This is a genomic window from Fusibacter sp. 3D3 (assembly GCF_001748365.1).
Lineage (GTDB): Bacteria > Bacillota > Clostridia > Peptostreptococcales > Acidaminobacteraceae > Fusibacter_A.
In genome coordinates this window covers 93,178-107,885 of record NZ_BDHH01000001.1, presented here as the reverse complement: position 1 = coordinate 107,885, position 14,708 = coordinate 93,178, and the positions used below count along the sequence as shown (strand labels likewise).

Here is a 14,708-nt window from a genome sequence, read left to right as displayed (position 1 = left end):
GTCTCTGTATCATTGAGGCGAGGGTTACGAAGGTAGCGAAGCGGACTGAGTATCGGTTTTTAGGAGGCAAAGAACGTGAAAACTTTAAATCAATTCGGTAAAGTGAATCCAATTAGTGTTCAATGCCAATTCCAAGATGGTTTCATTTAGTATGTCTAAAACCTTTTAACGAAAGTTAGAAGGTTTTTTTAATCATAAAAAGTTTAAGCGTTGGAGGCGAATATGAAAGTAGCAATTTTAATGGGTAGCGACTCAGATTTTCAAGTGGTTGAAAAGAGCATTCAAGTTTTAAAGGCGTTTGATGTTGAAGTTGTGGCGAGAGTTTTATCCGCTCATAGAACACCGCATTTGGCCGTGTCATTTGCGATGGAAGCTGAGGCAAATGGTTTTGAAGTTATCATTGGTGCAGCTGGAAAAGCGGCACATCTACCAGGCGTTATAGCAGGTGTAACGCCGTTACCTGTCATTGGATTACCAATTAAATCTTCTACAATGGACGGTCTTGATTCTCTACTGTCTATCGTGCAGATGCCGAGTGGCATACCGGTGGCAACAGTTGCCATCAACGGCGCAGAGAACGCAGCGCTTTTAGCAATTCAAATGCTATCCATTAAATACCCAGAATTAAGGGCGAAAATGAAAGCTTATAGACTCACTATGGCAGATCAAGTCATCGAAAAAGATGCAGGCATTCAGTCACTTTACTAGAAACTTAACAGTGAACTACATTTGGAGATCAACATTTGGAGATCAACATTTGGAGATCAACATAAAGATATATAACACATGAATATAAGGCATATAATCAGATAATATGGATATATAAATAAGATCGATGGATCAATTAGGAGGATGAAGATGGAAAAGTTAGAAATGTTATACGAAGGTAAAGCAAAGAAAGTTTATAAAACAGAAAATCCAGATTACTATATAGTAGAATACAAAGACGATGCGACGGCTTTTAATGGGGTAAAAAAAGGCACAATTCACGACAAAGGAATCGTCAATAATAAAATGAGTGCATTGCTCTTTAAAATGCTTGAAGAAAAAGGAATCCCAACACATTTTGAAACCTTGATGAATGAGCGTGAGCAGTATGTAAAAGCAGTCAAAATATTGCCACTTGAAGTTATTGTGAGAAATGTTGCAGCAGGTTCACTTTCTAAGCGATTAGGCCTTGAAGAAGGCGTTCCAATGAAACAAACTGTTTTAGAATTTTGCTATAAAGATGATGCACTTGGTGATCCGATGATCAATGAATACCACATCGCTGCGATTGAACTTGCAACAGAAGCGCAAGTTGAAGTGATAAAAGCGTATTCATTTAAGATTAATGAGATCTTAAAAGCATTTTTCTTTGAAAGAGACCTTAAACTCATCGATTTTAAACTCGAATTTGGTGTTTTCAAAGGTGAAGTTATATTGGCAGATGAGATCAGTCCTGATACTTGCCGTCTATGGGATGTTCATACGAACGAGAAGATGGATAAAGATCGTTTTAGAAGAGATTTAGGCAATGTTGAAGATACCTATCAGCAAGTATTAGGTAGACTTGAAAAGTAATACCTGTCATGAGGAGGATGAAATGACTGATTTTTTAGAGCTGGATAAATTGAAAGAAGAGTGTGGTGTTATTGGCGTGTATGCGCCCGGCATGGAAAACATTTCACAGATGTTGTGTTTTGGGCTGATTGCACTTCAACATAGAGGTCAAGAAAGTGCTGGAATTGCAGTGCTTAAAGATAGAAAGATGCAGTATTATAAAGAAATGGGCCTTGTCCAAGAAGTTTTTTCCAGTGAGATATTAGATCGATTGCCAGCGGATATTGGGATTGGTCATGTCAGGTATTCAACGACGGGTGAAAGTTATGTCTCAAATGCACAGCCTCTTGTGGTGAGATACAAAGGGGGCAGTATTGCGCTTGCACATAATGGCAACTTGGTGAATGCAGGCGAAATAAGAGATCGTCTTGAAGACGAAGGGTCTATTTTTCAAACGTCGATTGACTCTGAAGTCATTGCAAATTTAATTGCTAAGAATTATCATTTAGGCATGAAAGAAGCTGTTATAGAAGCTGTAAAAGAAATAAAGGGTTCCTTTGCCCTTGTGATTATTATAGATAATATGCTCGTTGGCGTAAGAGATCCGTATGGTTTGCGTCCGCTTTCACTTGCTAAAATGGATGGCGGTTATGTGCTTGCATCAGAAACCTGCGCACATGACGTCGTTGGTGCTGAATTTGTAAGGGACATTGAACCGGGTGAAATCGTAGTAATCGATGAAAATGGAATAGAGTCTATTATGTATGATGTGACCAAACGCAAAGCGGTTTGCTGTTTTGAATACGTTTACTTTGCAAGACCCGACAGCATTATCGATGGGAAAAATGTGTTCATCACGCGTAAAAAAGCGGGCAAGATTTTAGCTCAGGAAAGCCCAGTTGAAGCTGATATGGTTATCGCCGTACCAGATTCAGGGATTGCCGCTGCCATTGGCTATGCAGAGGAATCAGGAATTCCCTTTGATATTGGATTAATTAAGAACAAATATATGGGGAGAACCTTCATTCAACCCGATCAAAAATCTAGAGAACTCGCCGTGAGATTAAAACTCAATACCATGCGCGAAAATATAGAAGGCAAAAGATTGATCCTCATTGATGATTCCATCGTGAGAGGTACAACGAGCAGAAGACTTGTCAATATGCTCAAGGAAGCAGGGGCTACAGAAGTTCATATTAGAGTGAGTTCACCACCAGTTTCACATTCATGCTATTTTGGAATCGATACACCAAACCGTGCCCAGCTTATCGGCGCAACACATACAGTCGAAGGCATTAGAGAAATGACTGAGGCAGATAGTTTGGCATATCTAAGCGTTGAAGGCCTTGTAGAATCCATTGGCATGAGAAAAGACGAACTTTGTACAGCTTGTTTTAATGGCGACTATCCGATGGATGTCCCAAAAGAAGGCGACAAAAACATGTTTGAAAAATGCTAGTGAGAAATAACGGATAAATGAAGGAGTTTGTGATGAGTCATAATAAATTAACTTATCAAGAGGCGGGCGTTGATGTAAAAGAAGGCGCAAGAGCTGTAGAATTGATGAAGAAACATGTTAAAGAGACCTTTAACGCAGATGTCATAGGGGATCTCGGAAGCTTCGGGGGATTGCTCCGATTAAGTGGTCAATTTGAAAGCCCCGTGCTCGTGGCGGGGACGGATGGTGTGGGAACTAAACTTAAAATTGCGTTTATGATGGACAAGCACGACACGGTAGGTCAAGATTTAGTGGCGATGTGCGTGAATGATATCTTATGTCAAGGCGCGACGCCCTTATTTTTCCTCGATTATTTGGCAACGGGCCATTTGGATGCTGAAAAAGCGGCTGCGATTGTAAAAGGGATTACCGATGGTTGCAAATTATCGGCGATGCCTTTACTGGGTGGTGAAACGGCTGAAATGCCTGGATTCTATCAAGCTGGCGAATATGATATGGCAGGCTTTGCAGTGGGTGTTGTGGACGAAGCTAAAATCATCACAGGTGCCCATATTAAATCGGATGATGTTCTCATTGGCTTAGCTTCATCGGGTATTCATTCCAATGGCTACAGTCTTGTGAGAAAGCTCTTCTTTGATAAACTGAATTTAAAATTAGAAGACCCCATAGAAGCATTAGGCGACACACTTGGCAATGTGTTGATCAAACCTACAAAAATATATGTTAAAAGTATCTTGAAAGTCCTTGAAAAAGCAACTGTCAAAGGCATGGTTCACATGACAGGCGGCGGTTTCTTTGAAAATATTCCTAGAATAATCCCAAAAGGATTGGGTGTTGACATCCATCTGGGCACTTGGCCAATTTTACCTGTCTTCGATTATATGATGACACAAGGCAATATCGATTTGGAAGAAATGTTTGCCACTTTCAATATGGGCATTGGCTATATCTTGGTGGTTTCAAAAGAAGATGAAGCGTCTACTCTAGCGCTTTTAGAATCGCTTGGAGAAACAGGCTATTCAATCGGAACCGTCACAGACAGTCATGAAGGCGTTCTGTTATGTCAAGGCTAAAAATAGCGGTTTTGATATCCGGTGGGGGTTCAAATCTCCAAGCGATTATAGATGCCATTGAAAGTCGTGAACTTGATGCAGAAATCAAAGTGGTTGTTTCCAATCGCAAAAATGCATTTGGTCTTGAACGTGCCCAAAAGCACAATATTAAAACAGCTTATATTGGCGTGGGGAATTATAAAGAGATCTCATTGAGGCATCGTGCACTGCTAGAAGTCCTTGTAAGTGAATCGATTGATCTCATTGTTTTAGCAGGCTATTTGAGCATCTTATCACCTGAAATAATCAAGCAATTTGAAAAGAGGATTATCAACATTCACCCTTCACTGATTCCCAAATATTGCGGTGAGGGGTTTTATGGCGAGCATGTGCATGAGGCCGTAATGCTCAATCAAGAAAAGGAATCGGGTGCAACGACACACTTTGTAGATGAAGGTGTCGATACAGGTGAGATTATTAAGCAAGAACGTGTCGCTGTTTTCAAAGAGGACACAGCTAAAACGTTAGCAGCGCGCATTCTGAAAGTGGAACATCATCTTCTTGTGAGTACAATTAAAGCAATACAAATGGGACAAGTGAAAATTGGTCTTGAGGAGGCAAAAAATGATTAAGAGAGCACTTTTAAGCGTTTCGGATAAAACCGGTATTATAGAGTTTGCGAGAGCGCTTGATGCACTGGGCATAGAGCTTATTTCAACAGGTGGCACTGAAAAAGCCATTAAAGATGCTGGCATCCCCGTTAAAAATATCAGTGAGATTACAAATTTTCCAGAGTGTTTAGATGGCAGAGTGAAGACTTTACATCCTGTGGTTCATGGTGGCATCTTGGCCATGAGAGATAATCCAGATCATATGAAGCAACTGGCATCACTGGACATTCAAACGATAGATTTAGTGGCGATTAATCTCTACCCGTTCAAAGAGACAATTTCAAAGCCTCATGTTGCGCTTAAAGACGCTATAGAGCACATCGATATCGGTGGACCGACCATGCTCAGATCAGCGGCTAAAAATCATCAAGATGTGGTGGTTCTCGTTGATCCAAGTGATTATGACAAAGCTATAGAAGCGATAAAAGCCAATGGGGACGCAGACTATGAGACTAAGTATGATTTAGCCCTTAAAGTTTTTGCGCATACGGCACATTATGATGCGATGATTGCAGAATACTTGAGAAAAAAAGGCAATCGCGAGAAATTTCCTGAGACATTAACCGTTACTTTTGAAAAAGTACAAGATCTTCGATATGGCGAAAATCCGCATCAGCAAGGTGCATTTTATAAAGAGGCTATTTCAACAGGAGGTACTTTAGCACAGGCGGTTCAATTGCATGGCAAAGAACTCTCGTTTAACAACATAAATGATACAAATGGCGCACTAGCACTCTTAAAAGAATTTGAACAACCTGCGGTAGTGGCAGTGAAGCATTCAAACCCTTGCGGTGTAGGTGTTGGGTTTGACATCTTACACGCTTATCAAAAAGCATATGACTGTGATCCTCAGTCTATTTATGGCGGTATCGTTGCAGCGAATAGACCGATTGATCATAAAACAGCGGTTAAAATTAATGAAATCTTTGTTGAGATTGTCATTGCACCCGATTTTGATGAAGAAGCCATCAAAGTGCTCACGACGAAGAAAAACATTCGACTTTTAAAACTTGAAAATATCAGCAAGCCCATTTCTGAATTCAGTTTCGATATGAAAAAAATTCATGGTGGCATGATCATACAGGATTCAGACCGTTCGATGTTCGATGGAGACCTTGAAATTGTAACCGATCGCATTCCAACCAAAAAAGAAATTGAAGAACTAAAATTTGCAATGAAAGTCTGTAAACATGCTAAATCAAACGGGATTGTGATTACGAGAGATGGTCAAACCCTTGGAATAGGACAGGGACAAGTCAGTCGCGTATGGGCAGCGGAAAATGCCATAAGACAATCCAATTTTCCAACCAAAGCGGCGGTTCTTGCATCAGATGCCTATTTCCCATTTGGAGATTCCATTGTTGCGGCTGCGAAAGCAGGTATTTCAGCGATTATTCAACCTGGGGGGTCCATAAGAGACCAAGAAGTGATTGATATGGCGAATCAATATGGGATCGCAATGGTCTTCACAGGCATGCGTCATTTTAAACACTAAAAAAAGAGGCTTTAGTAAATTGAAAGTAGGTGATCACATGAAGGTATTCATTATCGGCAGTGGTGGCAGAGAACATGCCATTTGTCATAAAATTTTAGAGAGCCCAAAGGTTGAAAAAATATTTGTAGCGCCAGGGAATGCAGGAATTTCGGAAATCGCCGAATGTGTCAATATTCATATGGAAGATACGAGGTCACTCTTGGCTTTTGCTCAAAAAGAGCAGATTGATTTGACCATTGTTGGACCGGAAGCACCGCTTGTTGCAGGTATTGTGGATGCTTTTGAAGCTGAAGGGTTAAAGATTTTTGGCCCTAATAAAAAAGCGGCGCAATTCGAAGGCAGTAAAGCTTTTACGAAGGATTTTTTGATCAGACACGGGATTCCAACAGCACCTTATAAAGAATACCTCGATGTGGAAAAGGCGATTGAGGAACTGGACCAATTTGGATTTCCAGTTGTCATTAAAGCGGATGGACTCGCCGCAGGTAAAGGTGTGATCATCGCACAAAACAAAGCGGAAGCTCAAAAGGCACTTCGAGAAATTATGTCAGATAAAATTTTTGGAGATTCAGGCAATAAAGTGGTCCTCGAAGCCTTTTTAACAGGTATAGAAGCCTCTATTCTTTGCTTTGTTGATGGAGAGACGATTTTACCTATGGCACCCGCACAAGACTATAAAAAGGCTTTTAACCATGATTTAGGCCCTAACACAGGCGGTATGGGCACTTATTCACCAAGTCAGATTATTGATGATGAAATGATGCTTAAAATCAAAACGAGATTACTGGACCCGTTCATCAAGGGGATTCATGAAGATGGGATTGATTTCAAGGGTATTTTATTTATAGGCATTATGATCAAAGGCGATGAGATCAACGTCATTGAGTACAATGTGAGGTTTGGGGATCCTGAAACAGAGGTCACTCTACCGAGACTTGAAAATGATTTGATGGAAGTCTTTGAGGCTGTTGTGGCGGGACGATTAGATCAAATTGAACTCAAATGGAAGCCAGAACATGCGGTATGCGTGATCATAGCTTCTGAAGGCTACCCAGATGCTTATGAGAAGGGCATTGAAATAAAAGGCACGCATGAGGTTGAAAATGCAACGGTTTATCATTGTGGAACAAAGTCGAGTGAGGATAAACTGCTTTCTAATGGCGGGCGTGTTTTGGGTGTTACAGCACTGGGCAATACCTTAGAGCAAGCCCAAAAGAGTGCTTATGAAGCTGCAAAATGCATTGATTTTCCTAAGTCATTTTACAGGACTGATATTGGCGATAAAATAGAGCTGTAATTTCAGATAAAATTTCAAATAAAATCAGCCCCCTATATGAGATGGTGCGACAAGAAGTTCTAGGCTTTGCCTGCGGATTGTCGAACCATCTCATATAGGGGGCCTTTTTAGTCAGAAAAAATGCTCTGAGGTTAAATCCTCTGCGTCACTTTTTCAAGATAACTGATTTCAGATTTTATAGAGAGATGTGCACGCAATGCATGATGAACTTCCTGATGATAATCGTTTAACCAATTGATTTCTGCTTCCGTTAAAAGTTCTTTTAGAATTGGGCGTGTATCTATAGGTGTCTTCGTCAAAGTCTCAAATTGATAAAATGCCCCGAATTCAGTCGTCGTAAAGGGTACGATCAACAAAGTGTTTTCTATACGAATGCCATGACGACCTGATTTGTAGATGCCAGGCTCATTTGTAAGAATCATGCCAGGTTTTAATGGGATTGTATTTGAAACCATAGAAAGTCCCTGTGGACCCTCATGAACCCCCATGAAGAAGCCAACACCATGTCCTGTGCCACATTTATAGTCTATGCCACGATCCCACATGGGTTTTCGAGCGAGAATATCTAGATTTGTACCAGTAGTGCCTTCGAGGAAGATGGCTTTACTGAGCTGAATCATGCCCTTTAAAACCAAAGTATAGTCTGTTCTTTCTTCATCGGTTAGGGGGCCCAGTGCAAATGTTCTTGTGATATCAGTGGTGCCGTTGAAGTATTGGCCTCCAGAGTCCACCAAGAAAAGAGCACTCGGCTCAAGGGTATATTCGGTTTCTTTTTTTGCTTTGTAATGCATCAATGCGGCATGATCTTTATAGCCTGCAATGGTATCGAAACTCTGGCTGAAAAATGTAGAGATGTCCATTCTGTATTGTGTGAGTTTTTCATCAGCAAGTGTTTCGGTTACTGCACCCGTGGGCACTGTTTCTTCAAGCCATTTCATAAAACGAAGCATTGCGACACCGTCGTGGATATGACATGTCCTAAGATGATTGCACTCAATTTCATTTTTAATAGACTTTAAAGCGGTACTGTGATTGGGCTGATCTAAAACTTGACAGCGTCTATCAATATCGTGATAAAACTGATACGGAATTGCTTTTTTATCCAAAGCAATGCGCTTGCCCTCTTTTAATTCTTGAAGATCATCCCAAATATCTTCATATATTTTGACTCTCACATTATTTTCGTGTAAATAGTGGATAATCTTATCATTTAGCTTCAAGATGTCGATGTACAGGTACGTTGTTTCTTTGTCAATCAGAACGTAGGACAAGAAATAGGGATTGTTTTTGATATCACTGCCTCTCAAGTTGAGTAACCATGCGATGTCATCTAATTTGTTGATCAAATGATATTCACAGTCATTTTTCAGCATATTTGCACGTATGTGCTCTATTTTTTGCTTTGCTGACTCACCCGCATAGAGCTCATCATGTATGAACACTTTTTCACTGGGGAGATAAGGTCTGTTGAGCCAAATTTTATCCACAATGTTCGTTCTGAAATCAAGTTTGATCTTTTTATCCTTAAGTTCACTTTTTATCAGTTCGGCATCATAAGCAGAATATTGAAATCCATTGAAACCAACCGTTGATCCATGTGATATGGTTTGATTTAGCCATTCGTGAATGGTTGGGACATTTGGCATGCGCATTTTGTAAAGTACAATTTCGGAACCTTTAAGTTCATCTTCAGCTTGTAAAAAATAGCGCCCATCCGTCCATAAACCACAATGTGTTTGGGTGATGACGATTGTTCCTGCAGATCCCGTAAATCCCGATAACCACTGTCTGGTCTTATAGTATTCAGGTAAATACTCGCTGTTATGCGGATCGTTGGAGGGGATAATGTATGCATCTATACCCGATTGCACCATTTCCGCTCGTATTAATCTAAGTTTATCATTGGTATTCATTTGACACCTCCACCCATCCATTGTATTACTTGTGCAGTGGGGTTTCAAGACTCTATAGGCGTTAAATTAATTTAACAAAAACGAATTGTTAAATTCGTGTTATTTTGTTGAAAAGTTACAAGGAATTTTATCCTATATATGATATTATTATTAATGTTGGTTTCTTATTTGTCAATAAAATTTTATACGAATGTATACAAGTGTACAAATAGAGTTGAGCACAAATAATTCAATACATTTTAGAAAGGACTCAAACTATTATATGAAATTTGAAGAAAAAAGTACAGCGTTAAAAACTCTAAAAAGTTTATTAGTCTTAGGAAACTTAAACAAGGTTAACATGGATTTAGATCAGATATCACATCAATTTGGACTTGAAGGTGAAGTCAGTGAAAAGGATTTATTATTGATCTGTAAAAAATATGGACTAAAAGCTAAAATTCATCAATATAAGACCACTAGACTAGAAAAAATACCGTTACCTGCGATGGTTCAAATGAAAGAAGGGTATTTTATGGTCCTTGCTCAAATTAGAGAAGATAAGATACTCTATATGGACCCAGATGAGCAAATCCCCAAATTGATGTTGATGGAAGAATTTAGAAATGAGTATACTGGGATAACACTTTTAGCAGTTGACAGAAAATTCATTAGCAAAGAGGTAACCTTTGGATTGAAGTGGTTTATTCCTTCAATTGTTAAATTTAAAAAAGCGTTTATTGAAGTTTTAGTGGGTGCATTAGCATTACAATTGTTAGGACTTGGTGCTCCTTTGGTAACGCAAGTTATTGTGGATAAAGTCCTTATGCATAAAAGTTTTTCAACTTTGAATGTGCTAATGATAGGGTTAATGATTATCGCATTTTTTGAAATGATTTTGGGGATGGCAAAAAATTATGTTTTTACACATACCACCAATCGGATTGATGTCATACTTAGCTCAAGGTTATTTGATCACTTATTTAGGTTACCACTTAGATATTTTGAAAGTAGACGTGTTGGAGATACTATTGCAAGAGTAAGAGAAGTCGAAAATATTAGAAGATTTTTAACGGGAGCACCGTTATCGAGTGTCTTAGATATTATGTTTATAGTGGTCTATTTAGCGGTTATGTGGCTGTATAGCTCAGCATTGACTAAAATTGTTTTGTTTGTTTTACCGCTGTTTGTATTACTTTCTCTTATTGTTACGCCACTTTTCAAAGCGAGACTTGAGGATAAATTTACATATGGTGCTGAATCCCAGTCATTTCTAGTGGAAGCCGTATCTGGCGTTCAGACTATAAAGTCGTTTGCTCTGGAGCCTTTATCGCAAAAAAGATGGGAAGATAAAATTTCTGAGTATACTACAGCTTCGTTCAAGACTTCTATACTGGGTGGAAATGCAAATGCTATTGGTCAATTTATTCAACGCTCTATGGATTTAGCGATACTTTGGACAGGTGCACATTTGGTGATGGCAAATGCGATTAGTATAGGACAATTAATAGCCTTTAGAATGTTGTCAAGTCATGTAAGTGGTCCAATTCTTAGAATTGTACAGATGTGGCAAGATTTTCAGCAAACGAGTGTATCGTTAGAGAGACTAGGCGATATATTTAACACTAAACCAGAACCGAGTACTGACGGGCAAAAAATTAAATTGCCAGCAATCATTGGTGAGATTAGCTTTCAAAATGTGTGCTTTAGATATAGACTGGATGGTTCAGAAATTATTAGAGATTTATCTGTAGATATAAAAGCTGGAACTACAGTTGGAATTGTTGGTAGAAGTGGCTCAGGGAAGAGTACTCTATCAAAGTTAGTACAGAGACTCTACATTCCTGAACGCGGAAAAATACTTATAGATGGCGTAGACATTGCTATGGCAGATCCCTCTTGGCTTAGAAGACAAATAGGTGTTGTTTTACAAGAGAACTTTCTGTTTTCAGGAACAGTAAAAGACAATATTTGTATTCACCATCCAACAGCTTCAATGGAATCGATTATAGAAGCTGCTAAAATTGCAGGGGCTCATGAGTTTATATTGGAATTACAAGAAGGTTACGATGCACAAGTAGGAGAAAAAGGGACCTCACTTTCAGGCGGTCAACGACAGAGAATCGCCATAGCAAGAGCGTTGCTGACAAATCCAAGAATATTGATATTTGATGAGGCAACATCAGCACTTGATTATGAATCAGAACGGATTATTCAAAAGAACTTAACCCGTATATGCAAGGGGCGTACAGTGCTTATTATTGCCCATAGACTATCAACAATTCAAGGTGCTGATGGTATTATGGTCATGGATAAAGGCAAAATCATAGAGATGGGCAATCACAAAAATCTTATGAGGAAGCAAGGTTTATATCATTATTTATTTAGTCAGCAATCAATAGAAGAAAAGGAGGTACCACTTTGTGAAAAAAAGGGAAGCACAATTGCATAGAGCTTTTTTACCCTCTGCCATAGAAATTATTGAAACTCCATCTTCCCCTATAGGCTGGCTAACCATTTGGATTATATTCGCTATAATTGTTCTGGCAATTGGATGGTCAATTATTGGAAAAGTTGATGAAGTAGCCATAGCAAGAGGTCAAGTCATTCCAGATGGTAAAGTGAAAATTATTCAAACACCAGAAAGTGGGATTATCGTAAATATAACTGTTGATGAAGGTGATCAAGTAGAAGAAGGACAAATATTGATAGAACTTGACAATACCCTTTCAAATATTGATCAAGAAATTTCAGTACAATCCTATGATAATTTGAAACTTGAGAAAATGGTCCTTGAAAGAGAGCTAAATGGAGAAACACCTGCCGAGATGGACATTGTGGCAGAAGCAGTTTATGAGCCCTTTTTAGGATATTTAATTGATTTTAGAATGCAAGCGATTAATAATCTAGACAATAGAATAAAAATTCTTGAACTTGAAAAAGCATCTTTAGAAAGCACCTATGATGCTTCTAACTCAAACTATAATATCACGGTAAAAAAAATAAGTATATTAAAAAGGGATGTTAGCAACCTTGAAGTATTATGTGCATCAGGCAGTATTCCTAATAATGATTTGCAGCTTAAAAAAGATGAATTGGAAATGACTCAAGATGAATTAGCTGGGTTAAAGTATAACATGGATGGCACACTTGAAAGAACCGAGCAAATTGAACAAAATATCATTTCTGAAAGGAAAAAATACAGAGAAGAATTGCTAAATCTTATTGTTCAAAAAGAAAAAGATATTTTAGAAGCTGAAGGCAGAATGAATAAAGCTAAGAACATCTCAAAAATGAATACGATTATTGCTCCTGTGAGTGGTCAAGTTAATGGACTTGGAGGTAATGCAATTGGAAGTGTCGTCTCGGCATCAACGCCCATAATGACCCTTGTACCAAGTAATACGCCAATGGTGATAGAAGCCAGCGTGGCAAACATGGATATTGGATTTATCAATGAAGGACAACCTGTAGATATTAAAGTAGATACTTTTCCATTTCAAAAATACGGTGTTATAGAAGGCGTTATCACTTTTGTGAGTCCAGATGCTTATCAAGACGAAAATCAAGGTTCTTTTTATAAAATTAAGGTAGAACCCTCAAAGGAAACACTTAATATTCAAGGGAAAGAGATGAAAATCAGTTCAGGGATGACTGTCACAGTGGAGGTGAAAACAGGTAAAAGACGGATTATTGAGTTTTTTCTTCCAGCGGCAGATTACATCAAAGAGAGTTTTGAATTAAGGTAGCAAAGATTTAAACCATAAAATCAGGAGGTATACATGTCACAAAAGAGTTATTTAAGTACAAAGAGTAAAGTTCAATTAATCATCATACTATTCGTAGTCATCGGCACATTTTTCTATCTAGGGTCAAATCGTCCAAATTCCGCTGGAACAGTTATCGCTGCAAGTGACTTGATAGATCATGCTGATGAGCAAGCAAAGGCAAATGTTGAAAATGTCGTTGCAACTATGAAAGCCGAGTTTGATAAGGAATACAGTGATCCAAGTCTTTACTTTGAAGATTTCAGTGAAGAAATTGCAGTACTAGATGTAGCTTGCAATAAAAGTCTAGAAGCCTATTTTTCAGATAAGATTGAGATTCCTTATTTTACAAAGTCCTATAATCAATATTATTTACCAACACTTAAGAAATTTAGAGATGGTGAGATAAGTGTCTCAGAGGTTGCAGATGATCCAGCGGAGTATATTAGAGTATTGAAATTTGATATTTATACAATGGTATCAGAAAATTATAATGGAGAAACTGGAAATCAGTTATTAGATTATGTGAGTTATTTAGAGGAAAATGGTGTGAAGCATTTTATGTATCAAGAAATTCAGTTAAAGACTTCTGAAATAACCGAAATTGAACTCAGTAAATTAAGGCATTTTGATAATCCTTTTGAAAAAATTAAGGACAAAAATGTGATTAAAAGACGAAATTTTATGAGTGATTTAGGATCAAACTCTACACGTTGGGATAAGGAAGACGAGCGGGTGAAACAGCTTGAAAAGAAATATAACGTAGCCCTTGTAAAAGCAGATCTAGATTATAGTTTAAAAGAACGATCATGTACTTATTATGCACCTGAAAATGATCCAACAATGAAATTTCCAGCAACAGAGATAGAAAGTAGATGTATTCAAATATATGCCCAGAGAGCATTATATGAGGAAATTGAAAAGATAGTAGATGAAGAAGGGTATGGCGGAAAGATTGTCCATATTGCTATTCCTAGGAATAGAGATGTCGTTATTTATGATGAAAATGGAAGGGGGCGCGATCCAGATGTCTTTGATTTTGATCTGTCTCTAAATCCAGATAATATGAGCATTATAAATGAGGGTTATAAAGGTTGCTATGACATAACTTTAAATCTGTTACTTGAAGAAGGAGAAGAAATAGATTATGAAAAACTTCAAAAAATAACGGCTAGAATAACAGATCTACTCAAAATGAATTATGTAGAAGGGGATGAACCTTGGGAGAGAGAACGATTATTTGTTTTCTTTTATGTGTTGCCAGAAGCAGAACAAAAGATAGTTATAGACCTTTTTCAAAGAGATATGATCACTGAAACGTATTTTAGAGAGCGCACTACTTTATCCAATATATACTCAGATATGTATTACGTAAGAGAAGAGACGGAAGGATTTCACTATTTAGATACAAGAGCTAAAAAAAAGGATTTCCTATTATGGGTTACAGGTGACTATAAAAGTATTATAAATGCGACTGTAGAGAGTTTCTTTGAAAAAGCAAAGCAAAATAAACTTATAGAATAAGGAGAATAA

General features: G+C 38.1%; 11 protein-coding genes. 10 read left to right on the top strand and 1 reads right to left on the bottom strand.

Going from position 1 to position 14,708, the window contains the following annotated elements; all coding sequences use genetic code 11:
* Nucleotides 1-222: 222 nt before the first annotated feature.
* The 7 genes from purE (at nt 223) to purD (ending at nt 7,516) form a co-directional block, all read left to right on the top strand.
* Nucleotides 223-708 carry a 5-(carboxyamino)imidazole ribonucleotide mutase gene (gene purE, locus F3D3_RS00510; RefSeq protein ID WP_069870156.1) on the top strand — a complete coding sequence of 162 codons (486 nt, stop codon included), beginning with the start codon at nt 223-225 and terminating at the stop codon, nt 706-708.
* A 150-nt stretch (nt 709-858) separates the two neighbouring features.
* Entirely contained in the window at nt 859-1,563 is a 705-nt protein-coding gene (purC, locus tag F3D3_RS00505; RefSeq protein ID WP_069870154.1) for a phosphoribosylaminoimidazolesuccinocarboxamide synthase, read from the top strand.
* A 22-nt stretch (nt 1,564-1,585) separates the two neighbouring features.
* Nucleotides 1,586-3,001, top strand: a complete 1,416-nt coding sequence (purF, locus tag F3D3_RS00500; protein ID WP_069870152.1) for an amidophosphoribosyltransferase — start codon at nt 1,586-1,588, stop codon at nt 2,999-3,001.
* 32 nt (nt 3,002-3,033) lie between these two features.
* Entirely contained in the window at nt 3,034-4,074 is a 1,041-nt protein-coding gene (gene purM, locus F3D3_RS00495; RefSeq protein ID WP_069870150.1) for a phosphoribosylformylglycinamidine cyclo-ligase, read from the top strand.
* Nucleotides 4,062-4,685: a phosphoribosylglycinamide formyltransferase gene (gene purN / locus F3D3_RS00490; protein WP_069870148.1), complete on the top strand. Its 624-nt coding sequence runs from the start codon at nt 4,062-4,064 to the stop codon at nt 4,683-4,685. The genes purM and purN overlap by 13 nt, the downstream gene beginning before the upstream one ends.
* Nucleotides 4,678-6,219 carry a bifunctional phosphoribosylaminoimidazolecarboxamide formyltransferase/IMP cyclohydrolase gene (purH, locus tag F3D3_RS00485; RefSeq protein ID WP_069870146.1) on the top strand — a complete coding sequence of 514 codons (1,542 nt, stop codon included), beginning with the start codon at nt 4,678-4,680 and terminating at the stop codon, nt 6,217-6,219. The genes purN and purH overlap by 8 nt, the downstream gene beginning before the upstream one ends.
* Before the next feature lie 37 nt (nt 6,220-6,256).
* Nucleotides 6,257-7,516, top strand: a complete 1,260-nt coding sequence (purD, locus tag F3D3_RS00480) for a phosphoribosylamine--glycine ligase (RefSeq protein WP_069870687.1) — start codon at nt 6,257-6,259, stop codon at nt 7,514-7,516.
* A gap of 131 nt (nt 7,517-7,647) precedes the next feature.
* Here purD and F3D3_RS00475 read toward each other — a convergent pair whose 3' ends face one another.
* The gene (locus F3D3_RS00475) at nt 7,648-9,429 is read right to left on the bottom strand and encodes an aminopeptidase P family protein (RefSeq protein ID WP_069870144.1); all 1,782 of its coding nucleotides are present in this window, start codon (nt 9,427-9,429) and stop codon (nt 7,648-7,650) included.
* A gap of 262 nt (nt 9,430-9,691) precedes the next feature.
* On the opposite strand from F3D3_RS00475, the gene F3D3_RS00470 reads away from it, so the two are divergent.
* Genes F3D3_RS00470 through F3D3_RS00460 form a run of 3 tightly spaced genes read left to right on the top strand, consistent with a single transcriptional unit; the run spans nt 9,692 to nt 14,699 of the window.
* A complete protein-coding gene (locus tag F3D3_RS00470) occupies nt 9,692-11,860 on the top strand; it encodes a type I secretion system permease/ATPase (protein WP_069870142.1) in 2,169 nt (722 codons plus the stop codon).
* Entirely contained in the window at nt 11,832-13,157 is a 1,326-nt protein-coding gene (locus F3D3_RS00465) for an HlyD family type I secretion periplasmic adaptor subunit (protein WP_069870140.1), read from the top strand. The genes F3D3_RS00470 and F3D3_RS00465 overlap by 29 nt, the downstream gene beginning before the upstream one ends.
* A 33-nt stretch (nt 13,158-13,190) precedes the next feature.
* A complete protein-coding gene (locus F3D3_RS00460; protein WP_069870138.1) occupies nt 13,191-14,699 on the top strand; it encodes a hypothetical protein in 1,509 nt (502 codons plus the stop codon).
* Nucleotides 14,700-14,708: the final 9 nt, after the last annotated feature.